We start from the raw sequence: 23067 nt of genomic DNA on the forward strand, positions 1-23067 counted from the left end.
GCTCCCACAGGGGATTGCATTCCAATTGTGGGAGCGGGCTTGCTCGCGAAGGCGTCAGATCAAACACCACATCACTTCAATAAAAATAATTTCAAAATATTGATGAGATAAACCCAACCCCCATCCGTGTAGTGACTGAAACTGCGAGTCATTCGCATCCGTTGCGGTTCTACACAGGTCATGAGCAATGAAGTCCAGGGCAAAATCGGGTTCGGTCAAACAATGGTTCGGTGCCTCGGCGCTGAGTTTTTCGGCATTGGCATTGCTGCCGCTGAGCGTGGCAATCGCCGCTGAAACTGCCAGCACGCAACAACGCACGCAATTTAACTTTGCCCTGGCCGCCAAACCGCTGCCCCAGGCCCTGAGCGACTTCAGCCGTGTCACCGGCATCAGCGTGGTCTACACCGACGAAGCGCCCTACGGCATCAACGCCCCGGCCGTCAGCGGGCAGATGAGTGCCGAACAGGCGATCCAGCGTTTGCTCAGCGGTTCGGGCTTCACCTTCCGCCGCACCGACGCCCACACCCTGGCGCTGGAACCTGTGCCCACCGAAGGCACCCTGAACCTGGGCGCGACCACCATCACCTCGGTGATGGATCAAACCATGAGCTATCAGCCGCCGCCCACCAGTTCGGTGATGCGCAGCTCGGCGTTGCTTCAGGAAACCCCGCAGACCATCAACGTAATTCCGGCCCAGGTCATTCGCGACCAGGCGCCGCGCAATCTCGATGATGCCCTGGCCAACGTCAGCGGCATCACCCAGGGCAATACCCTGGCGAGCACTCAGGACTCGGTGATGACCCGTGGCTTCGGCGACAACCGCAACGGCTCGATCATGCGCGACGGCATGCCGATCGTGCAGGGCCGTGGCATGAACGCCACCGTCGATCGCGTTGAAGTGCTCAAGGGCCCGGCTTCCTTGCTCTACGGCATCCAGGACCCGGGCGGCGTGGTCAACATGGTCAGCAAGAAACCGGAACTGACGCAGTACAACGCTTTGACGCTGCGCGGTTCGACCTACGGTGACGGCAAGAACGGCAGCGGCGGCGGCCTCGACAGCACCGGCGCGTTGGGCGATTCCGGGTTGGCCTATCGCATGGTCCTGGACCACGAAGACGAAGACTACTGGCGCAACTTCGGCACTCACCGCGAAACGTTGGTGGCGCCGTCCCTGGCCTGGTTCGGCGAAAGCACCAAGCTGTTGTTCTCCTACGAGCACCGGGAATTCCTCACCCCGTTCGACCGGGGCACGATCATCGACCCGCGCACCAACCATCCGCTGGACATCTCGCGTAACGAACGCCTCGACGAGCCGTTCAACAACATGGAAGGGCGCTCGGACCTGTATCACTTCGAGGCCGACCACGACCTCAACGACAACTGGAAAGCCCACTTCGGCTACAGCTGGAACCGCGAAACCTACGACGCCAGCCAAGTGCGTGTCACCGCCATCGACACCAAGAAAGGCACCCTGACCCGCAGCATGGACGGCACGCAGAATGCGATCAGTACCGACCGTTTCACCACCGCCAGCCTCGAAGGCAAGGTGAACGTGCTGGGCATGCAACACGACCTGGTGTTCGGCGTCGATGACGAGTACCGCAAGATCTACCGTGAAGACCTGATCCGCCAGAAAAGCCGGACCACCTTCAGCTACGTCAACCCGGTGTATGGCCGCGAAGTCGCCGGCACCACCGTCAGCGCACCCGACAGCGCCCAGACCGATCAGCTGCGCAGCGATTCGATCTTCGCCCAGGACTCGATTCACCTCACCGACCAGTGGATTCTGGTGGCGGGCGGGCGCTTCCAGGAGTACGACCAGTACGCCGGCAAAGGCGTGCCGTTCAAGGCCAACACCGACAACAACGGCCAGAAATTCGTGCCGCGCGCCGGCCTGGTGTATCGCTACACCGATGAACTGTCGTTTTACGGCAGCTACACCGAATCGTTCAAACCCAACTCGACCATCGCACCGTTGAGCGGCAGCACCGTGGTGCTCGACGGAAGCATCGCGCCGGAAGAAGCCAAGTCCTGGGAAATCGGCGCCCGGCTCGACATGCCGGGGCGCATCACCGGTGACATCGCGTTGTTCGACATCAAGAAACGCAACGTGCTGATCGCCAATTCCGAAGGCCCGACCACGATCTACAGCGCCGCCGGCGAAGTGCGCTCCCGTGGTCTGGAAATTGACCTGACCGGCCAGCTCAGCGACCGCTGGAGCATGATCGGCAGCTATGCCTACACCGATGCCGAAGTCACCGAAGACCCGGACTACAAAGGCAAGAAACTGCAAAACGTCGCCAAGAACACGGGCTCGCTGTCGGCGGTCTACGACTTCGGCACGATTGTCGGCGGTGATCAACTTCGGGTCGGCGCGGGTGCGCGTTATGTCGGCGAGCGGGCGGGGGATGCGCCGAATGATTTCGACTTGCCGGGCTACACCGTGGCCGATGCGTTCGCCACTTATGACACCAAAGTTGAAGGGCAGAAGGTCAAGTTTCAGCTCAATGTGAAGAACCTGTTTGATCGCACCTACTACACCTCGGCGGCGAGCCGGTTCTTTGTGTCGATGGGGGATTCGCGGCAGGTTTCGCTCTCCAGCACATTGGAGTTCTGATCGGGCACTGCGTCATCGTTCTTCGCGAGCAAGCCCGCTCCCACAGGTGACCGCGTTTTTTCATGGGAATGCGATCAAATGTGGGAGCGGGCTTGCTCGTGAAGAGGCCCTCAAAGGCACCGATAATCTCCTGCCCTAACGCAAAAACGCCAACCGATACTCCCCAGGCGTCCCGCCCAACACCTGCCGAAACCGATTGGTGAAATGACTCGCACTGGCAAACCCGCACGCCAGCGCAATCTCCCCCAACGGCTGCGACGTCGAGCGCAATAACTCCCGCGCCCGACTCATGCGTCGCGCCAGCACATACTGATGCGGCGGCAAGCCGAAGCTCTCGCGAAACATCCGCGCAAAGTGATATTCCGACAGCGCACACAACCCGGCCAATTGCCCCAGGCTGATGGGTTCGGCCAGCTGATTGTCGATGAACTCCACCAACTGCCGTCGCTGATGCGCGGCCAATCCGCCCTTGAGCCGTAAGCCCTGGCGCATGCCAACCTGATTGAGCAGCGCATGGCTGAGCATTTCGTGAGCCAGGCTGCTGGTCAGCACGCGCTCACCGGGTTCATCCCAATTGAGCGTAAGCATCTGCCGAAAGCGCAGGGCCTGTTGTGGGTCGTCGAGAAAAGTTGCTTCGCGCAATTGCAGTTCGCGCGGTTCGCGGTCCAGCAACGTGACGCAACCGAGGGCAAATTGTTCAGGGCTGAAATACAGATGAGCCAGGCGAATATCGCCATTGATCACCCAGCCCGATTGATGCTCGGCGGGCAGGATGCACAGTTTGTCCGGGCCGCCCTTGTTGCCGGGCTGGTCGCGGCGAAAAGTCCCGGTGCCGCCGGCGATGTAGCAGGACAAGGTGTGGTGAGTCGGCGCTTCGTAGTCCTGGGCGTCGTGATGGTTGCTCCACAAGGCTGCAGCCATGCCGTCACCGAGCTCGGCGCTGTGCTCGAGACGAGCATTGGGCGAGCGGTTGAGGGCTTGAAAGACTTGCAACGTTTCCAGTGCGGGCATGATCGTTTTCTCTCCAACGCTTCGCATCCTACTCCGTAGACGTTGACCTGCCAGCCCGTCGGCCGACAAAAGCGCAAGTTTATGCAAGTGAACCCGGCACCGGCGCGGGACACTGGATTCCTAATTAGCAATGCCCTGTGGCGAGGGAGCTTTTGTGGCGAGGGGGCTTGCCCCCGCTTGAGTGCGAAGCGCTCACAAGATTCGCATCGGATATCGAGATTTTGGGGCCGCTTCGCAACCCAACGGGGGCAAGCCCCCTCGCCACAAAAGCTCGCTCACCACAGAAGCCCTTTTTGCCACAAAAGCGCGCCGCATTGCCCCATCCAGGAGTTGTTGCCATGAACCTGTCGTTGTATTTGTTGACCGTGCTGATCTGGGGCACCACCTGGATTGCCTTGAAATGGCAACTCGGTGTGGTGGCCATTCCGGTGTCGATCGTTTATCGCTTTGGCCTCGCCGCGCTGGTGTTATTCGTGATGCTGCTGCTCAGCCGACGCCTGCAAGTGATGAACCGTCGCGGGCACCTGATCTGCCTGGCCCAGGGGTTGTGCCTGTTCTGCGTCAACTTCATGTGTTTCCTGACCGCCAGCCAATGGATCCCCAGCGGACTTGTTGCGGTGGTGTTTTCCACCGCGACGCTGTGGAACGCCCTGAATGCGCGAGTGTTCTTCGGCCAGAAAATCGCCCGTAACGTGTTGATGGGTGGCGCGTTGGGGTTGCTGGGGCTTGGCTTGTTGTTCTGGCCGGAACTGGCCGGCCATACAGCCAGTCCGGAAACCCTTCTCGGCCTGGGCCTGGCGCTGTGCGGCACCTTGTGTTTCTCGGCTGGCAACATGCTGTCGAGCCTGCAACAGAAGGCCGGGCTCAAACCGCTGACCACCAATGCATGGGGCATGGCCTACGGTGCGGCGATGCTGTCGGTGTGGTGCCTGGTCAAAGGTATTCCGTTCGACATCGAATGGAATGCCCGCTACATCGGCTCGCTGCTGTACCTGGTCATCCCCGGCTCGGTGATCGGTTTCACGGCTTACCTGACACTGGTCGGACGCATGGGCCCGGAGCGTGCGGCGTACTGCACGGTGTTGTTCCCGGTGGTGGCGCTGAATGTCTCGGCGTTTGCCGAGGGCTACCAATGGACCGCGCCGGCACTGGCAGGGCTGGTACTGGTGATGCTGGGTAACGTACTGGTGTTTCGCAAACCCAAGGCACCGCTGGTACAGGGCAACGGCAAACTGGCTTGAAGTAACAGGAAGGTCGAGCGCACTTAGCGCTCGATCTTCAGTGTCAGGTAAATCAATAACGGCACAATGAAATCGACAATATGCCGCGCCCAATCCTTGGCATTCCAGACTTGTGACTCGTCCATGTCGAACCATTCGACACCGATTACTTGCATGCACACGTAATAAACAAAAATAGCAATTAACAAGCCGACGATGGATAGCTTTTTAGATTCGTGAAAAGTTTCGAAAGATGCATGTCGGTGTTTGAATAACTGATAGGTGCCCAACAGGCAACACGCTGTGTAGATGACTTCCAGCGTAATGATGATCCAGTAGATGCGGTGATGCAGCATCGGCGAGGTAATCGCGCGGTAGCTGATGTTGAGGTTCTCTCGGGTGGTGTCCATGCTCAGGATATGGCTGACGTACTCATAGTTGGAGCTGTAGTCGATGATGTTGCTGTACATCACCAACAGTCCAAAAAAACTCAAGAATGCCATGAGTGTAATTTTGCTGTACCTGATGAGTTGGTCAGTGCTCAGGTTATTCAATGGATAGGCTCTCCGTAGCCAAAACTCGAGATAGTCGAGTGAATGACGCGGAGTCTATAGTGTGGATAAGTTCTTTGGTGGGGCACTGAATTTCAAGGTGTGTAGCGAACTTGAATATTCATTGCACGTATTGAAAATTGATAAAAAACGGGCAAGTGGATAAAGCACTTGCCCGTTTTTTTTAGCCTTTCCAGACCTGTGGGTTAACCAGATCCTGTGGGCGCTCTCCCAGCAGTGCGCTGCGCAAGTTAGCCAGGGCGCGGTTGGCCATGGCTTCGCGGGTTTCACCGGTGGCGGAGCCGATATGCGGCAAGGTCACGGCATTTTTCAACTGGAACAATGGCGACTCGGCCAGCGGTTCTTTCTCGTAGACATCCAGGCCGGCGCCGCGAATCCGGTTGTTTTGCAGCGCCTCGATCAGCGCGGGTTCGTCCACCACCGGACCACGCGCGATGTTCACCAGGATGGCACTCGGCTTCATCAGCGCCAGTTCGCGATGGCTGATCAGGTGTTTGGTTTTCTCGCTGAGCGGCACCACCAGACAAACGAAATCGGCTTCGGCCAGCAACTGATCGAGGCTGCGCAACTGCGCGCCGAGTTCTTGTTCCAGTTCTGTCTTGCGGCTGTTACCGCTGTAGATAACCGGCATGTTGAAACCCAGCCGACCGCGACGGGCGATGGCCGCGCCGATGTTGCCCATGCCGACGATGCCCAACGTTTTACCGTGCACATCACAGCCGAACAGCGGCGCGCCGACGGTCGCTTGCCACTGGCCAGCCTTGGTCCAGGCATCCAGCTCGGCGACGCGACGGGCGCTGCTCATCAGCAGGGCGAAGGCCAGGTCGGCGGTGCTTTCGGTGAGCACGTCCGGGGTGTTGGTGAGCATGATCCCGCGTTCGTTGAAGTAGGCGACGTCATAGTTGTCGTAGCCCACCGAGACGCTGGAAACCACTTCCAGTTTGGCGGCGTTCTCCAGTTGTGCACGGCCGAGTTTGCGACCGACGCCGATCAAGCCATGGGCGTGGGGCAGGGCTTCGTTGAACTGGGCGTTGATGTCGCCGTTTTTCGGGTTCGGCACGATCACGTCGAAATCTTGTTTCAGGCGCTCGACCATTTCGGGGGTGACACGGCTGAAGGCGAGGACGGTTTTTTTCATGGGAAGCGGCTCGGCGGGCGGTGATGAATGCCAAGCACGCTAACATTCTTCTCAGGTGTTGTGCGAGGTCCCGGATGGACACGACTCCCCTGTGGGAGCGGGCTTGCTCGCGAATACGGTCTGATATTCAACATTGATGTACCTGACACACCGCTTTCGCGAGCAAGCCCGCTCCCACAAGGGTTCTTTAGCGAACACAACACTGTGAATACAGTTATCCCCTGTGGAAGGTTCGGTGGTGTTGGTCAGTCTTGCGGGTCGAGGTTGTCCAGCGCTCGGTTCACCGCTAGTTCGCCCAGCATGATGACTTGCTGGATACCGAGCAGGGTGTTGCGGTGGGTGCCTTCGACAAATCCGGCGAAGTCACTGGCCATGACGCTGGCCGAGGCGAGGGTTTCGCTGGCGTAGACCATCAGGGCTTCGGTGGTGGCTTCGGGGACGACCTGGAACAGGTGGCTGGGCGTGTGAGGGGGATTCGGTGTTGGCTTGAACATAAGGGCGTTACTCCATGCAGATGCTTAATGGAGCTGCCACTTACGTTTTCCAGACGAAGGGTGGCAGCCGTGCGCGGACTGGAAAAACCGGTAACGCCCAACAAAACCCGGCAGACCCGAAGGTCTCCCGCGCACAGCTGCCATAACATTGCGCGCAGAAAAACGCGCCGCAGTATGCCATGTGCAGATGTCAAACGTTGATTAGGGTTTTCCAGACCCGGTCACTGATGCGTCAGTGACCCCCAAAGCCTATCCACTTCCCTTCCCACACAACAACCGTCAAAACACGTCGGAAACGTCCTCGAAAATCTGCAGTTTGTAGGACCGTCCGTAGCTCAATTCGCCAGCCGCGCCCCGGCCAGGCTACCGCTCAATTCATACGCTGCCAATTCCGCCTGATGCGCCGCCAATATCTCCGGCAACGACCCGCGCAGGTACTCGACCCACGTCTTGATCTTCGCATCCAGGTACTGCCGCGACGGGTAGATCGCGTACAGGTTCAACTCCTGCGAGCGGTAGTTCGGCATCATCCGCACCAGCGTACCGTTGCGCAGCCCTTCAATGGCCGCGTACACCGGCAGCACGCCTACGCCCATGCCGCTGGTGATCGCGGTTTTCATGGCGTCGGCGGAGTTCACCAAAAACGGTGAGCTGTTAATGGTGACCATTTCCTGGCCTTCCGGGCCGTCGAACGTCCATTTTTCCAACGGGATCACCGGGCTCACCAGGCGCAGGCAGGCGTGGTTGAGCAGGTCGCTGGGTTTTTGTGCACAGCCGTTGGCTTTCACATAAGCCGGCGAGGCGCAAACGATGCTGTAGGTGATACCCAGGCGCTGGGAGACGAAGCCCGAGTCCGCCAGTTCGCTGGCGAGCACGATGGACACGTCGTAGCCCTCATCCAGCAAGTCCGGTACGCGGTTGGCCATGGTCAGGTCGAAGGTCACGTCCGGGTGGGTCTTGCGATAGCGGGCGATCGCATCGATCACGAAGTGCTGGCCGATGCCGGTCATGGTGTGCACTTTCAGTTGCCCGGCGGGGCGGGCGTGGGCGTCGCTGGCCTCGGCTTCGGCTTCTTCGACGTAGGCCAGGATCTGCTCGCAGCGCAATAGATAGCGTTTGCCGGCTTCGGTCAGGGCTATGCGGCGTGTCGTTCGGTTGAGCAGACGGGTTTGCAGGTGGGCTTCCAGGGTGGAGACCGCGCGCGAGACGTTGGCCGTGGTGGTGTCCAGTTGCACGGCGGCGGCGGTAAAGCTGCCGGCCTGGGCCACGTAACTGAAGGCGCGCATGTTTTGCAAGGTGTCCATGGGGTGCTCTCGGGTTCGATGGCAAATTGTGACACAAGGTTTCAGGGTCGGAGACCCCGACCAAGGGATTATCGCGCTAACGGTAACAAAGATTCACAGGAATCCCAGCTTATCGCCAACCAGGCCCACCCCTAGAATTGCGCCACCGCAGACTGTGCCAACCCAATAACCCTGTGGGAGCGGGCTTGCTCGCGAAAGCGGTGTAACCGTCACCGATGATGTCACCTGACACACCGCTTTCGCGAGCAAGCCCGCTCCCACAGGGATTGCGGCGCCCACAACATCTCGTGCCTCTCTCCACTTTTCAGGAATTTGCAGCAGTGCCGCGTCGCATCAACAGAGCGCTCAAGACGCTCAGTGTTTTGGCTTTAACCCTGGCAATCAGCGGCTGCATCGGTACCGGAGGTATTGCCCCGCAGGGCAAGGCGCTGGAGGCTGATTCACTGGCCACCGACGAAGCCATCCAGAACGCTGCACAGGACGCTCACTGGCCCACCGCGCAATGGTGGCAGGCCTATGGCGACCCGCAACTGAACCGCTGGATCGACCTCGCCGTGCAAGGCAGCCCGACCATGGCCATGGCCACCGCCCGGGTGCGTCAGGCCAAGTCCATGGCCGGCATCGCCGAGGCCGCCGAGTCGTTGCAGGTCAACGGTGAATCAACGCTCAAGCGCCACAACTGGCCCACCGATCAGTTCTACGGCCCTGGCGAGTTGGCCAATACCACCACGTGGGACAACAACGCTTCGCTGGGCTTCAGCTATGCCCTCGACCTGTGGGGCCGCGAAAGCAACGCTACCGAGCGCGCCGTGGACATGGCGCACATGACCGCTGCCGAAGCGCGGCTGGCCCAGCTCGAATTGCAAAACAACATCGTGCGCGCCTACATCGAACTCTCGTTGCATTACGCGCAACGGGACATCGTGCAGGCGACGCTGAAGCAGCAACAGCAAATCCTCGACCTCGCGCAAAAACGCCTGAACGGCGGGATCGGCACGCATTTCGAAGTCAGCCAGGCCGAAACCCCGTTGCCGGAAACCCATCGGCAGATCGACGCCCTGGACGAAGAAATCGCCCTGAGCCGCAATCAACTCGCGGCGCTGGCCGGCAAAGGTCCGGGGGAGGGCGCGCAGTTGCAGCGGCCAACGTTGTCGTTGGGCGCCGCTCTAAAACTGCCGTCCTCGTTGCCTGCGCAATTGCTCGGCCAACGCCCGGACGTGGTCGCCAGCCGCTGGCAAGTCGCGGCCCAGGCCCGAGGCATCGATGTGGCCCACGCCGGTTTCTACCCCAACGTCGATCTGGTCGGCAGCCTCGGCTACATGGCGACGGGCGGCGGCGCGCTGGAGTTTTTGACCGGCAAGAAACTCAACTACAGCGTTGGCCCGGCGATCTCGTTGCCGATTTTTGACGGGGGGCGTTTGCGCTCAGAACTGGGTGAAGCGTCCGCCGGGTATGACATCGCGGTGGCCAAGTACAACCAGACCCTGGTCAATGCGCTGAAGAACATCTCTGATCAATTGATCCGCCGCGAGTCGATGGACAAGCAGCAGGCCTTCGCCGCCGAGTCCGTGGCCACGGCGCAGAAAACCTATGACATCGCGATGATCGCTTATCAGCGTGGGCTCACGGACTACCTCAACGTGCTCAATGCCCAGACGTTGCTGTTCAAACAGCAACAGGTTCAGCAGCAGGTGCAGGCGGCGCGCTTGAGTGCGCATGCAGAGTTGGTGACGGCGCTGGGCGGTGGTCTCGGTGCTGGCAGCGATGTGCCGAAAGACAGCCAGACCGCCGTCCCGAAAACCCCGGCGACTATCTCTAGTGCAGTTCAGAGCATCTTGAATTGAACACAAAACCTGTGGGAGCGGGCTTGCTCGCGAAAGCGGTGTGTCAGGTGACATCGGCATTGACTGACACACCGCATTCGCGAGCAAGCCCGCTCCCACAGGGTCTCGGCCCGACTGAATACTCATTGAGCAGGATTGAATGACTCCTTTGCCCGCACCTCTGCGCTGGCTGTATTCCCTCGAATGGCGCCGGGGCTTTTACGACTGGGCACGCAGCGATGGCGTGACCTGGGTCTACATTTTCAAAGTGCTGCTCGCCGCGTTCCTGACCCTGTGGCTGGCCATGCGCCTGGAGCTGCCGCAACCGCGCACGGCGATGATCACCGTGTTCATCGTGATGCAGCCGCAAAGCGGTCATGTGCTGGCCAAGAGTTTTTATCGCTTCCTCGGCACCCTCGCCGGGTCGGCGGTGATGGTGTTGCTGATCGCGTTGTTTGCGCAGAACACCGAACTGTTCCTCGGCTCATTGGCGATTTGGGTTGGCTTGTGCACGGCCGGCGCAGCGCGTTATCGCAACTTCCGCGCCTACGGTTTTGTGCTCGCCGGTTACACCGCGGCGATGGTCGGTTTGCCGGCCCTGGCCCACCCGGACGGCGCATTTATGGCGGCGGTCTGGCGGGTGCTGGAAATCTCCTTGGGGATCATCTGCTCGACCCTGATCAGCGCCGCGATCCTGCCGCAAACCGCCAGCGCCGCGATGCGCAACGCCTTGTATCAGCGCTTCGGTGTGTTCGCGTTATTCGTGACCGACGGCTTGCGCGGTCGCAGCAAACGCGAGGCTTTTGAAGCGAGCAACGTGCGTTTCATCGCCGAAGCGGTGGGCCTGGAAGGCTTGCGCAGCGTGACGGTGTTCGAAGACCCGCACATGCGCCGGCGCAACGGTCGCCTCAGTCGCTTGAACAGCGAGTTCATGAGCATCACCACCCGTTTCAACGCCTTGCATCAATTGCTTGAACGCTTGCGCAGCAGCGAGGCAGACCATGTTGTCGCGGCGATCAAACCCGGTTTGCAAGACCTGGCGGAGTTGCTCGACGGCTTCAGCGGTCGGGCACTGACCAATGCCGATGCTGCACGCCTGGTCACGGCGTTGACCGCGTACAAGGAAGGCTTGCCGGCGCGGGTGCGCAGCCTGCGGGCGACCTTCCAGGAGAGTAACCCGAGCGACGCCGAGCAACTGGATTTCCACACCGCGTACGAATTGCTCTACCGCTTCGTCGACGACCTGCACAGTTATGCACAGACTCACGCGTCCCTGGCCGATCACAGTCATGCGCGGGAGCAATGGGACGAGCCATTCACCCCACAAACCAACTGGCTGGCGTCGGCGGCGTCGGGGATTCGCGCGGCATTTATTCTGGTGGTGCTCGGCAGTTATTGGGTCGCCACCGCGTGGCCGAGCGGGGCGACGATGACGTTGATTGCCGCTGCCACCGTGGGCCTTTCCGCAGCGACGCCGAACCCGAAACGCATGGCGTTCCAGATGGCCTGCGGCACGTTGCTTGGTGCGCTGATCGGCTTCGTCGAGATGTTTTTCATCTTCCCGTGGATCGATGGGTTTCCGTTGCTGTGCGTGATGCTCGCACCGGTGATCGTATTCGGTTCGTTCCTCACCTCACGCCCGCAATACGCCGGGGTCGGCCTCGGGTTGCTGATCTTCTTCAGCACCGGTTCGGTGCCGGACAACCTCACGGTCTACAACCCTTACACCTTTATCAACGACTACATCGCCATGGTCATTGGCATGCTGGTGTGCGCCGCCGCCGGGGCGATCATCCTGCCGCCCAATAGCCGTTGGTTGTGGCGTCGGCTGGAGCAGGATCTGCGCGAGCAAGTGGTGTATGCGATCAGCGGCAAGCTCAAAGGCTTGGGGTCGAGTTTTGAAAGTCGCACGCGGGATCTGCTGCACCAGGCGTATGGCCTGGCGGTAGGTTCGCCACAAGTGCAGCGGGACTTGCTGCGCTGGATGTTCGTGGTGTTGGAAGTCGGCCACGCGATCATCGAGTTGCGCAAGGAACAGGCGATTTTGCCGGTGCACCCGGCGTATGCCGAATCCCAACCGTGGCGTCAGGCAATTCGCGTAATGGGACGCTCGCTGGTGCGGCTGTTTTTGCAACCGAGCCAGAGCAATCTGGAGCGTGGATTGATCGCCGTGGACCATGCGATCAGTCGTGTGCAAGCCACCGACGAACCGTTCGCTCCGCACTTCGATACTTCGGCATTGCGTCGGGTGAAGAGCTATCTGCACTTCATTCGCACCTCGTTGCTCGACCCGCAATCACCGCTTGCCGCATACGCAATCACTCAGCCCCAAGGAGTTGAACATGCCGCGTGAAATCGCCTTCCACGGCGTGTACATGCCGACCATGACGCTGATGTTTTTCATCGCTGCGGCACTGGCTTGGGCGCTCGACCGGTTTTTGTCCGGGTTCGATCTGTACCGCTTCTTCTGGCACCCGGCGCTGCTGCGCCTGAGTCTGTTTACCTGTCTGTTCGGCGCCCTGGCGCTGACGGTCTACCGTTGAGAACGTACTGATGAAAAAGCTTTTCAGCCTGCTCGCGACCCTGCTGGTGCTGGCCCTCGCGATATGGATCGGCCGGACCCTGTGGGTGCATTACATGGACACCCCGTGGACCCGCGACGGCCGCGTGCGCGCCGACATCATCAACGTCGCCGCCGACGTCACCGGTGAAGTGGTGGACGTGCCGGTGCGTGACAACCAGTTGGTGAAGAAGGGCGACTTGCTGATGCAGATCGACCCCGAGCACTACCGCATCGCCGTGAAACAGGCGCAGTCGCTGGTGGCCTCGCGCAAGGCCACCTGGGAGATGCGCAAGGTCAACGCCCATCGCCGCGCCGACATGGATGCACTGGTCATCTCCAAGGAAAACCGCGACGACGCCAGCAACATCGCCGACTCGGCCCTGGCCGATTACCAGCACGCCCAGGCACAACTGGAAGCCGCCGAGCTCAATCTAAAACGCACTGAAGTCCGCGCCGCCGTGGACGGTTACGTGACCAACCTCAACGTCCATCGCGGCGACTACGCACGCATCGGCGAAGCGAAAATGGCCGTGGTCGATATGAACTCGTTCTGGGTCTATGGCTTCTTCGAAGAAACCAAATTGCCTCACGTTCGTGTGGGCGATAAGGCGGACATGCAATTGATGAGCGGCGAGGTTTTGAAGGGGCATGTAGAGAGTATTTCCCGCGGCATCTACGACCGGGATAACCCGGAAAGTCGCGAGCTGATTGCCGATGTGAACCCGACGTTCAACTGGGTGCGCCTGGCCCAGCGGGTTCCGGTAAGGATTCACATTGATGAAGTGCCGGAGGGCGTGCTGTTGGCGGCGGGGATTACCTGCACGGTGGTGGTGAAGCAGGCAATTGCCGAGTAAGCAGAAGATCAAAAGATCGCAGCCTTCGGCAGCTCCTACTGGTATGTACAAAACCCTGTAGGAGCTGCCGAAGGCTGCGATCTTTTGGGGCCATTCAACTGCAAAACGTCTCCTGCAAATGCCGCCAAACCACCCGCCCGGATTCGAGTTTTTCAAACACCACCGTCGACCCAGGTTCCGGTGTTATTTACTGTTCTTGGCCAGGATAGCCAAGGCCTTGGCCACAACTTCATCGATGTTCATTTTTTTATCGTTCAGCACCGCACGCACTGCCGGGTTCTGCCATAGATCCACAGATGGGCCAGTGGATTGCGTGCGTCTGGCGATCAGCACGTAAGCGTAAAGTTGCTGGCGTTTGGTGAAGTCCGGGTAGAGGCTCAATGTATCCACAACACTGGCCATGAGGGCACGACGCTCCACGGGGGACATGCCCTCGAACGCCTCTGGATGATTGATGTAAACGTCCGCCGAATGCAGCGCGATTTGTTCTTTGCGATGCGCCTGTTTCAAGACTTCCTGGCTGGTGATTTGGCTGAGCAGTTGGTTGTAGTGCTGATCGCCTTCTGCGATTTGTCCGGGATTCATATTTATTTTTAGTGCGGCGATCTTTTCTGCGTCATCCTGAATTCTCGCCCAAGCATAGGCGACGGGCATATTGCCCTGCTCGCTGCTCATACTGATCAAATCTTGTCGTGAATCGAAGTCGCCATGCCGTGCGGCGCGTTCCAGCCAGCGCATGCCCAAAGTCTTGTCCTGTTCCTGGTCCAACTTGCCGACGATGTAGACGTCGGACAGACCCGATTCTGCGCAGGACTCATTTTTTGATGCCGCGTAAGCCAGGTAATTGAAAGCTTCGCGATTGTTTTCCGGACTTGGCCTACTGCCAACCATACCTGCCAGAAAGCAAAGACTTCGGGTGTACTGCGGGGCGGCCATGATCATACAGTTCTTGGCCATTTGCAGTTCCTTGCTTTCGATCAGCACACGTCCTATGCCATAAAGACGTTCGTCTTCATCGTATTGCATGCTGCCTAAGCCATACAGAAGTTCGCTGTCCATGCCTGGCTTGCAGTATTGGTTGGCAACGGGCTTGGGCAATAGCTCCTGGATACTTAAGTTGGGCAGCTCTTTGTTCAGCTTCTCGTCCGGTGACAAAGCATCACAGCCAACAAGCAAGGCGACTATTGCCAATGGCAGCACATTATTGAATTTCAATGACAGTTCCCTGAGGTGCAATTGCGCAAAGGAGGGAGCCTGGATTTTCAGGAGAAGGGCGGAGGGTGAATTTCAGCCGTTCCTTGCTCCAATGTGCCAGCGCTTCCATGCGATTGAGTGCGCACATTCTACGGGTATCGCCTCAGACAACAACCGGGCAATGAGCCATGGATGCACGGGCGCTGGCGGTTGCGTCAGCCTTGGTAAAACGTCTCCTGCAAATGCCGCCAAACCAGCCGCCCGGATTCGAGTTTTTCAAACACCACCGTCGACCGCCGATCCGAGTGCAACCCTGTCGCATCGGTCTGTTGCTCGCGATAACTCACCGTCGCGCCGCGTTCGTGCAGGGCAATTCCGCACAGCTCGCTGAGTTCGATTTTGAACCCGGTCTTCTTCCCGCCCGCCATCCGGAACAACGCACGCAGTGCCTCCAGATCGAGCACTCGGCCCAACGGTGAGAACATGGAAAACTGCGTTGAAAAACGTTTCAGTAATCGTTCCAGCGCGGCTTCGTCTTCTTCCACGGCAAACCATTGTTCGATCGCAACGTGGGCCTGGATCACTTCGTCAAAGTAGTCGGTGTAGTCAGTCATACGGATTTTTCCTGAATGAGAGGTGAGGTTAGCAGGGCGAGCACTTTCGTCGAGTCGTGGCGCAGGACAGCGGCTATCGGCACTAAAGTGATCAGCGCGGCGGCGAGAAAGCAGTAGTTGAAACCATCGGTGCCCAACGCGCCGAGCAACGAGCTCAACAGCGCGGCGCCGAGGCAGAAACCGAGCTGGCGATTGATATTCCACAGCGCGCTGGAGTGACCCATTTTTTCAGGCGCTATGCCGACAAACGCCAAGGTCTGCGCGGTGATGCTACACAAGCTGCCGCCCAGGCCCATCACGGCGTAGGCAATGATCAGTAGCGAGCCGGCAGGCTGTTCGATCCGCATCAGCAACACAATACCAAGGCATTGCAAGACCATGCCTGCGATCAGCAAGGGCTTGGGGCCTATGCGGTTGAAAGTGCGTTTGCCCAGCATGATCGCCACCCCCGAGCCCGCCGCCCACGGCAACATCAACGCACCGGTTTGCGCCGCGCCGAAACCGAGGCCGTGCAGGTACAACACGGCAATCAGGTTGGTGCCGGTAAAAATGCCGGGTACACACAGGTAGATCAGCATCGCCAGGCGCAGTGACGGATTTTTGATCAGTTGCAGGTCGAGGATCGCAGCGGGTTTTCGCCAGCCGTCGCGCACGTACAACGCCGTGACCGCGGCGCTGAGGACCAGGCCAAGCAGACCGAAAGCGCGAGTGTCGGGCTCGCTTAACAGGCTCAAGGCAATCAACATCAGACTCAGGCCCGAAACTGCGAGGAGTAAGCCGCGAGCATCGAGGGTCGGGCGTTCGCTCGAGGCTTGATCAGGTTTCAGCCAAAGCATGCCGAGGCTCACTGCGAGTAACGCCACGGGCACATTCAGGTAGAAAATCCAGCGCCAGGACAACGCCTGAACAATCAACCCGCCCGCCGCAGGCGACAGCGCAGGCACCATCAGCGCCACCAGCAACACCACACCGGTGAAGTGCGCACGCTGGGCCGGAGGAAATTGTCGATAGGCCAAGGCCTGGCCGACCGGAAGCAACAGTCCGCCACCGAGCCCTTGCAGCAACCGCCAGCCGATCAGGCTTTCAATCGAGCCAGCCTGGGCCACCAGTCCCGAGGCGATCCCGAACAACAGCAGCGAAGCGAGGATCAGCCGCCGCTCACCGAGCCGCGCCGCCAGCCACACGCTCATCGGAATGATCAGCGTCAGCCCGAGCATGTAGGCGTTGCCGATCCACGCCAGTTCGGTCACCGAGGCGTGTAATTCCCGGGCAATGTCGGGGTAGGCGATGGTGGCGACAAACATGTTCAGCAGGTCGAGGGCGAACCCCAACAAATACACCAGCGCGACTTTCGAGCGATAGGCCATGGCAGCTTCCCTGTAATGAGAGGTGCAGGGTAGGGCGCTTGCGGCGTTAGGAAAACGCTGGTTTGGCTGCTAGTTTGTCAAAATTATTTTGACAAGGAGCGCCGCGAACATGGTCAGCCTGGACCGTTTTGACACCTTTAAAGCCGTGGTCGAGGCCGGGTCGTTGACCGCAGCGGCCGAGACGTTGGGGCAGACCCGGGCGGTGGTGAGTTTCAACCTCAAGCGCCTGGAGGAAGAACTGGGCGTGACCTTGCTGACCCGCAGCACCCGACAATTGGCGTTGACCGATGCCGGCGAGCGTTTTTATCGGCGCTGCTTGCGCACCCTGGACGAGGCCCAACTGGCCATCGAGGAGGCCCGTTCCGAGCATTCGCAGCTCAAGGGCACGCTGCGGATCACCACGACGGTGGAGTTCGCCTTGGCTCAGGTAGTCCCTGCTCTGGGGGTGTTTCGAGAGCAACACCCGCAACTGAACATTCACCTGTCCACCTCTTCGACCCATGCCGATCTGATTTCCGAGCGTTTCGACGTGGCGATTCGGCTGGGGCGGATGCACGACTCCAATCTGCGGGCGGTACAGCTGTCGACGTTCGAGATTTTTGCGGTGGCGGCGCCGGGGTTGGTCGAGCGTTTCGAGGCCGTCGACACGCTGGCGGCGTTGGAGTCGTTGCCGACGTTGGGGCATGGACGGGTGCCCGAATTGACGGTGACCGACCCGGCCGGGACGGAGTATCTCTATCAGCCGAAGCCAGGGAAAACCACGATTGTCGCGGACAACTCGGCGACGCTGCGGGCCTTTGCGTTGACCGGGCAGGGCGTGGCGATCCTGCCGCAGTGGCTGATTCAGGAAGATCTGGAGGCGGGGCGGTTACGGCGTTTGTTGGCGGATCATCGATTCGCGCAACAAGGGGTGTATGCGCTGTACCCGGACACCCGGCATCTGCCGCTGAAGGTGCGGGCGTTTATTGATTTTATGAAGGGGTGGGGTTGAGGGCTTTCCAGGGAACCACCCACGGTTTCGGTATGAAAGCCGTGGGAGGTGAGCAGACGGTTACTGGTAGGTTTTGTCGACTACCACCAACGCCTGTTGAATCGTTTCGTCGACCGACAGCTCAGTGTTTTTGATCAAGTCGGTGATGGCCGGGTTCTGCGAGATATCGGCAGCAGGATTTTTCATCTGCGCATGCCGGGCGATCACGATATAGCTGCGCACGTCACCCCGGTTTTTGGTGAAGGGCTGTGCAATCGCCGTGAGCATACTTTGCTTCACAAAGGCGTGGCGCTCAGTGGCCGGCACGCCTTTGAACGTGTCCGGGTACTCCTGATAGATTTCGGCAGAGTACCGGGCAACGTCTTCTTCCCGGGCTTCGTCGAACATGGCTTTTTTGCTGGTCACCTGAGTGCTGAGTTCGGTGTAGCGCTTTTCACCGTCGGCGAGTTGCTCGGCGGTCATTTTTGCCTTCAGGGCATCGGCTGCGCTGGTGTCATCGGCAGTTGCCATGATCCGGGTCCAGGCATAAGCGGCGGCCAGATTGCCCTGCTCTTCGTATTGCGTCACCAATGTACTCTGGGCGTCAGGGTAACCATGCAGGGCCGATCGCTCCAGCCAGCGAAGGCCTAACGCCTTATCCTGCTTGGCGGCCAAAGTGCCGTAGAAGTATTCCCGATACAGGCCATATTCCGCACACCAGTCATTCTGGGTGGCGGAGTAAGCCATGTAGTTGAAGGACTCGGTGCTTTGTTGTTCAGAGGTTTTGCTCTCATCCTGGCCGGCAATCACCGACAAATAGCAAAAGGCTCGGGTGTGTTTCGGCGCAGCCATCACCAGGCAGTTTTTGGCGGCGTCGAACTCTTGATCGTTGAACAACTGGAAGCCGATACCGTAGGTGATATCACTGTCCATCTGCGCGTTGCAGTGTTCGGTATCAGCCACTGCCGGCAATACGCTTTGCAAGGTCTGCTTGGGCAACGTGTCATTGAGCGCGGGCGCTTTGTCTGATGTGCCTGCGCTGCAACCTGCCAGCAACGTGATGACGGCCAGCGGCAGCAATTTGAAAAAATTCAATGGATTTTCCTGATCTGCAATTGAATGGAAGTGCGTTAAGCAGGGAGATCACGTCAGGCAAGCCATCAAAGCAAAAGCGCCAATTTCCACTTGAGACGACGGTTCGGTTGTCGATAGCCGTTTCGTCAATCAAGGCATTGGAAATGGAAGAGGGGGGAGGTACAGGTGTTCAGCAATTCCCTTGCTTTAGTGTTTGCGCGAGCGACTCCATGCTCATTGGCTTCGGCGATGTACAGCACTTGAAGCAACGGACGCTTCAAGTGCGGGCATTCTACTTAAATCGAATGGTTTGGCAATTTCACCGAGTCGGGTGTTAGAGCTTTGCGCGCAATCCAAACCGCTTCATCAATCCTGACTCCAGTAACCCTTTAGGCAACAACCCAGCCAGCAACGGCAACGCGCGGCTGCCATTGCCCAGACGCAGCAGGCGCGGCGGTTTGCTTTGTTGCACAGCCTTGAGCAAACCGGCGGCAAATTCGCTGGCCGGGGTCGGGTTGTCCTGGGATGCCTTGGCCCGAGCACGAATCCCTTCACGCAGCGGCCACCACGGCGATTGTTCGGTGATCAATTGCTCAGCTTCATGGCCGGCATTCTTGGCGAAGCTCGACGCGATGGCGCCGGGCTGAACTTCCATCACCCGAACGCCAAACGGCGCCAGTTCCATGCGCAACGCATCGCTCAAGGCATGCACGGCGGCTTTCGAAGCGCAGTAGGCGCCAGCGAACGGCGTGACCAGCACCCCCGAAACACTGCCGATGTTCACTACCAGCCCCTTGGCCCGGCGCAACACCGGGAACAACGCACGGGTGACGCCGACAATCGAGAACACATTGGTTTCGAACTGGCGCTGCATGGCCGGCACCCCACCATCGAGCAGTGGCCCCATGGCGCCGTAACCGGCGTTGTTGATCAGCACATCGAGGCCGCCATGTTGCTGGTTGATCCGCTCGCCCAACTGTTCGAGTGCCGCGCCATCGTTGACGTCCAGTTGCACGGCGGTGAAACCGGCCGCCGCTAACACGGCCACGTCTTCAGCTTTGCGGGCACTGGCCCAGACTTCGTAGCCGGCGTTTTTGAACACCTCGGCCAGGGCGCGGCCGATGCCGCTGGAACAACCGGTAATCAACGCAACGGGCATGGCGCGGTCCTTGTGCAATAAGAAGTGGGGGATCAGTCGGAGAAACTACCCTGCAAATGCTCGGCGCGAAACTCCAGGGTTTGCGGGCGGTAGCCGGGGCGCAGCGGTGGCAGCGGCAAGCAGTCTTCCCAATCGGCGCCGGCCTGCAGTTCGCCGGGGCCACGATAACGCGGGGCGGCGTATTGATTGTCGGCCAGGTTGACCGTGTCGCCGGGTGCGTAAGCGGCGATGCGCCAGCGCAATTCGGTGAGCGGCACGTCGTTGCCGTTGTTCATTTTCAACTGCAACGGGCGGTCTGCCGGACACTGTTCCGGCGCGTAGCTGATGCGCAATTCAAGGCGCGCCAGTTGCTTGACCTCGCGGTTGTCCAGCCAGATTACCCAAGTGGCGACCAGACCCAAACCCACGGCGGCGGCCACTGAGACGGGCAAGGCTTTGGCCGGGTAGCGCAACAACAGGATCAGCCAGGTGATGACCAGCAGGACGCCGATGAACATGTCGCACAACCTCGGGAGGGGAGACGGTCATCCTACCTAAGCGTAGGTGCGGTTGGCGATGGGGATTAAATCTTCAGCGTCTGGTCGGGCCTCTTCGCGAGCAAGCCCGCTCCCACATTGGAGCGCGGTCACCTGTGGGAGCGGGCTTGCTCGCGAAGGGGCCCTCAAAGGCTGCGAAAGATCCGAACAAAAAAAGCCCCCGACCAACCCACTGCGGATAGGGAAAACGCAGTGGGCTCGACGAGGGCTTTTTATTGGGTTGAACGCTTACTGCGCGATGGTTTTCACCGACACGCCGCGTTCGATCGGGGTGGAGCGACCGTAGATATCTTCGAACCGTTCGATATCGTCTTCACCCAGGTAACTACCCGATTGCACTTCGATGATCTCGAGTGGAATCTTGCCCGGGTTGCGCAGACGGTGGACCGACGCGATCGGGATGTAGGTCGACTGGTTTTCGCAGAGCAGGAACACGTTCTCGTCGCAGGTCACTTCAGCCGTGCCGCTGACCACGATCCAGTGTTCTGCACGGTGGTGGTGCATTTGCAGCGACAGGCACGCGCCCGGCTTGACCGAGATGTGCTTGACCTGGAAGCGGCCGCCCATGTCCACCGAGTCGTAGGAACCCCACGGACGATAGACTTCGCAGTGGTTCTGGGTTTCGCTGCGGCCCTGCTCGTTGAGGGTGTTGACCATCTGTTTCACGCCTTGGACCGAGTCCTTGTGGGCGATCATCATGGCGTCCTTGGTTTCGACAACCACGATGTTTTCCAGGCCGATCACCGACACCAGTTTGCCGTTGCCGTGGATCATGCAGTTTCTGCTGTCCTGGATGACCACGTCGCCTTTGGAGACGTTGCCATTGGCGTCTTTTTCATTCACTTCCCACAACGATGCCCAGCAACCGACATCGCTCCAGCCGGCGGTCAATGGCACGACGCAGGCGCGCTGGGTTTTTTCCATCACGGCGTAGTCGATGGAATTGTCCGGGCAGCAGGCGAAAGTGGCTTCGTCGAAGGTGATGGTGTCGGCATCTTGCTCGCTGCGCTCAAGGGTCAGCAGGCAAGTGTCGTAGATGTCCGGGTCGTGCTTTTTCAGCTCTTCGAGGAAGCGGCTGGCGCGGAACAGGAACATGCCGCTGTTCCAGAAATAACCGCCGGATTCGACGTATTCGGTGGCGCGCTTGACGTCTGGTTTTTCGACGAAGTGCGAGACACGGCTGACGCCTTCGGGCAGCAGCGAGTCATTGGTCGACTTGATGTAGCCGTAACCGGTTTCCGGTTTGGTGGCCGGAACGCCGAACAGCACCATTTCGCCGTTTTCCGCAGCGACGGTGGCCAGGGCCAGCGCACGTTGCAGGGCTTTCTGGTCTTCCAGGACGTGGTCGGCTGGCAGTACCAGCATCAACTCGTCGCGACCTTCATTGACCAGCATCATCGCGGTCAGGGCCACGGCCGGCGCAGTGTTGCGGCCGAAGGGTTCCATCAGGATGCGCTGTACTTCGAGCTTACGATTGCTCAATTGCTCGTTGACGATGAAGCGGTGGTCCTTGTTGCAGACCACGATTGGGGTGTCCATGCCTTCGAACACCAGGCGTTCCAGGGTTTGCTGGAACAGGGTGTGTTCGCCGGTCAAGGCCAGGAACTGTTTTGGAAACTGTTTGCGCGAAAGCGGCCAAAGACGTGAGCCGCTACCACCTGACAAGATTACCGGAATCATGTTGTTACTCCTTAAAATCGATTGGTTAGAGCTACTGCGTTCTGTCGTTTCACTCTTGTTCTTATTCCGTATCCGGATGACACCTCGGTCCACGGTGGGAGCGGGCTTGCTCGCGAAGGCGGTGTATCAGTCGACATCATGGGTGGATGTCTGACCGCTTTCGCGAGCAAGCCCGCTCCCACATGGAAACGGGTCAATCCAGAAAAATGATTAGCGCGTCGAAACCGGACGTTTCACCCACACTGGCGACAGGCTGCTGCCTTTGCCGGTGACGTACAGCACGGCAGCTTCACCGCGTTCCAGGGCAACCGGTTTCACGTCGCCGACTTTGGTGGCGCCGTCGTACAGGGCCAGGCTGACTTTCACCGGGTTGATTTCACGCTCGCCACGGCCCTTGGCCGCGACCGACGGAACCACTTCAGTCTTGCCGTCAGCGGTTTTCAGGGTCAGGGCCTTGTCGCTCAGGTTCTGCACGCGAACCAGGGACTTCTGCTTGTTCTTGAACGGCGGCTCTTCGATCAGTTGTGGCGCGCCGCTGGCGTTGTTGACCAGGGTGTAATAGTGGTCACCGGCAAGTTTGACCGGCAGGGTCTGGCTGCCGACCTTGGCGCTGTAGTCGCCGCCCGGCATGAAGCTGAAGTCGCTGCTGGCCAGTGGCGCAACATCGCTCAGGTTGGTGGTGCCAACGGTGGCGCTGACTTCAGCGTTACCGGCGTTGTAGATCCGTACGAAGGACGAGCCTTTCGGTGCGGTCGGGCCATAGAGTGCGGCGTCGCCAGCGAAGGCGGACATCGACAACACGCTCATGCCTGCAACGAGTGCGACTGCTTTTAAGGAGCGAGCGGCGAGACGGCGAGGAGTAGTAGTGAAAGTCATG

General features: G+C 59.5%; 20 protein-coding genes. 7 read left to right on the forward strand and 13 right to left on the reverse strand.

Going from position 1 to position 23067, the window contains the following annotated elements:
• The first annotated feature begins 187 nt into the window (after positions 1-187).
• Complete coding sequence (locus ACWIKB_RS06625) at positions 188-2617, forward strand: TonB-dependent siderophore receptor (RefSeq protein WP_475265893.1); 2430 nt, start codon at positions 188-190, stop codon at positions 2615-2617.
• A 135-nt stretch (positions 2618-2752) separates the two neighbouring features.
• On the opposite strand, the gene ACWIKB_RS06630 is transcribed toward ACWIKB_RS06625, so the two are convergent.
• Positions 2753-3628 carry a helix-turn-helix transcriptional regulator gene (locus tag ACWIKB_RS06630; RefSeq protein ID WP_475265894.1) on the reverse strand — a complete coding sequence of 292 codons (876 nt, stop codon included), beginning with the start codon at positions 3626-3628 and terminating at the stop codon, positions 2753-2755.
• A 338-nt stretch (positions 3629-3966) separates the two neighbouring features.
• Between ACWIKB_RS06630 and ACWIKB_RS06635 the strand changes: the two genes are divergently transcribed.
• Entirely contained in the window at positions 3967-4869 is a 903-nt protein-coding gene (locus tag ACWIKB_RS06635; protein WP_475265895.1) for a DMT family transporter, read from the forward strand.
• Between the two features lie 23 nt (positions 4870-4892).
• On the opposite strand, the gene ACWIKB_RS06640 is transcribed toward ACWIKB_RS06635, so the two are convergent.
• The 4 genes from ACWIKB_RS06640 to ACWIKB_RS06655 all read right to left on the reverse strand — a co-directional run bounded on the left by ACWIKB_RS06640 (position 4893) and on the right by ACWIKB_RS06655 (position 8356).
• Positions 4893-5402 (reverse strand): DUF2165 domain-containing protein, encoded by a 510-nt coding sequence (locus ACWIKB_RS06640; protein ID WP_475265896.1) that lies wholly within the window; start codon positions 5400-5402, stop codon positions 4893-4895.
• Between the two features lie 181 nt (positions 5403-5583).
• Positions 5584-6558 carry a 2-hydroxyacid dehydrogenase gene (locus tag ACWIKB_RS06645; protein ID WP_475265897.1) on the reverse strand — a complete coding sequence of 325 codons (975 nt, stop codon included), beginning with the start codon at positions 6556-6558 and terminating at the stop codon, positions 5584-5586.
• Positions 6559-6803: 245 nt separating this feature from the next.
• Positions 6804-7052, reverse strand: coding sequence for a DUF6124 family protein (locus tag ACWIKB_RS06650; RefSeq protein WP_475265898.1), 249 nt, complete (start codon positions 7050-7052; stop codon positions 6804-6806).
• 335 nt (positions 7053-7387) lie between these two features.
• Positions 7388-8356 carry a LysR family transcriptional regulator gene (locus ACWIKB_RS06655; protein ID WP_149657516.1) on the reverse strand — a complete coding sequence of 323 codons (969 nt, stop codon included), beginning with the start codon at positions 8354-8356 and terminating at the stop codon, positions 7388-7390.
• A gap of 320 nt (positions 8357-8676) precedes the next feature.
• On the opposite strand from ACWIKB_RS06655, the gene ACWIKB_RS06660 reads away from it, so the two are divergent.
• From ACWIKB_RS06660 to ACWIKB_RS06675, 4 genes are all read left to right on the forward strand, one after another.
• Positions 8677-10200 carry an efflux transporter outer membrane subunit gene (locus tag ACWIKB_RS06660; protein WP_475265899.1) on the forward strand — a complete coding sequence of 508 codons (1524 nt, stop codon included), beginning with the start codon at positions 8677-8679 and terminating at the stop codon, positions 10198-10200.
• A 139-nt stretch (positions 10201-10339) separates the two neighbouring features.
• On the forward strand, positions 10340-12532 hold the full coding sequence (locus ACWIKB_RS06665; protein WP_475265900.1) for an FUSC family protein: 2193 nt from the start codon (positions 10340-10342) through the stop codon (positions 12530-12532).
• Positions 12522-12722 (forward strand): DUF1656 domain-containing protein, encoded by a 201-nt coding sequence (locus ACWIKB_RS06670; protein ID WP_007896379.1) that lies wholly within the window; start codon positions 12522-12524, stop codon positions 12720-12722. Before ACWIKB_RS06665 ends, ACWIKB_RS06670 begins: the two co-directional genes overlap by 11 nt.
• Positions 12723-12732: 10 nt before the next feature.
• Positions 12733-13596, forward strand: coding sequence for an efflux RND transporter periplasmic adaptor subunit (locus tag ACWIKB_RS06675; RefSeq protein WP_475265901.1), 864 nt, complete (start codon positions 12733-12735; stop codon positions 13594-13596).
• A 183-nt stretch (positions 13597-13779) separates the two neighbouring features.
• Here the strand turns inward: ACWIKB_RS06675 and ACWIKB_RS06680 are convergent, their stop codons facing one another.
• The 3 genes from ACWIKB_RS06680 to ACWIKB_RS06690 form a co-directional block, all read right to left on the reverse strand.
• Positions 13780-14811: a sel1 repeat family protein gene (locus tag ACWIKB_RS06680; protein WP_475265902.1), complete on the reverse strand. Its 1032-nt coding sequence runs from the start codon at positions 14809-14811 to the stop codon at positions 13780-13782.
• 194 nt (positions 14812-15005) lie between these two features.
• Entirely contained in the window at positions 15006-15404 is a 399-nt protein-coding gene (locus ACWIKB_RS06685; protein ID WP_475265903.1) for a DUF4440 domain-containing protein, read from the reverse strand.
• Positions 15401-16771: an MFS transporter gene (locus ACWIKB_RS06690; RefSeq protein ID WP_475265904.1), complete on the reverse strand. Its 1371-nt coding sequence runs from the start codon at positions 16769-16771 to the stop codon at positions 15401-15403. The genes ACWIKB_RS06685 and ACWIKB_RS06690 overlap by 4 nt, the downstream gene beginning before the upstream one ends.
• A gap of 109 nt (positions 16772-16880) precedes the next feature.
• Between ACWIKB_RS06690 and ACWIKB_RS06695 the strand changes: the two genes are divergently transcribed.
• The gene (locus tag ACWIKB_RS06695; protein WP_475265905.1) at positions 16881-17762 is read left to right on the forward strand and encodes a LysR family transcriptional regulator; all 882 of its coding nucleotides are present in this window, start codon (positions 16881-16883) and stop codon (positions 17760-17762) included.
• A gap of 60 nt (positions 17763-17822) precedes the next feature.
• Here the strand turns inward: ACWIKB_RS06695 and ACWIKB_RS06700 are convergent, their stop codons facing one another.
• The 5 genes from ACWIKB_RS06700 to ACWIKB_RS06720 all read right to left on the reverse strand — a co-directional run bounded on the left by ACWIKB_RS06700 (position 17823) and on the right by ACWIKB_RS06720 (position 23066).
• Complete coding sequence (locus ACWIKB_RS06700) at positions 17823-18836, reverse strand: SEL1-like repeat protein (protein ID WP_475265906.1); 1014 nt, start codon at positions 18834-18836, stop codon at positions 17823-17825.
• A 313-nt stretch (positions 18837-19149) separates the two neighbouring features.
• A complete protein-coding gene (locus tag ACWIKB_RS06705) occupies positions 19150-19974 on the reverse strand; it encodes an SDR family oxidoreductase (protein WP_475265907.1) in 825 nt (274 codons plus the stop codon).
• Positions 19975-20006: 32 nt separating this feature from the next.
• Positions 20007-20471, reverse strand: coding sequence for a multidrug transporter (locus ACWIKB_RS06710; RefSeq protein WP_475265908.1), 465 nt, complete (start codon positions 20469-20471; stop codon positions 20007-20009).
• Between the two features lie 267 nt (positions 20472-20738).
• On the reverse strand, positions 20739-22190 hold the full coding sequence (locus ACWIKB_RS06715; RefSeq protein WP_475265909.1) for a mannose-1-phosphate guanylyltransferase/mannose-6-phosphate isomerase: 1452 nt from the start codon (positions 22188-22190) through the stop codon (positions 20739-20741).
• 210 nt (positions 22191-22400) lie between these two features.
• Entirely contained in the window at positions 22401-23066 is a 666-nt protein-coding gene (locus ACWIKB_RS06720) for an alginate O-acetyltransferase AlgF (RefSeq protein ID WP_054616080.1), read from the reverse strand.
• Between the last annotated feature and the right edge of the window lies 1 nt (position 23067).

This window comes from Pseudomonas sp. 5Vm1k, assembly GCF_056161485.1.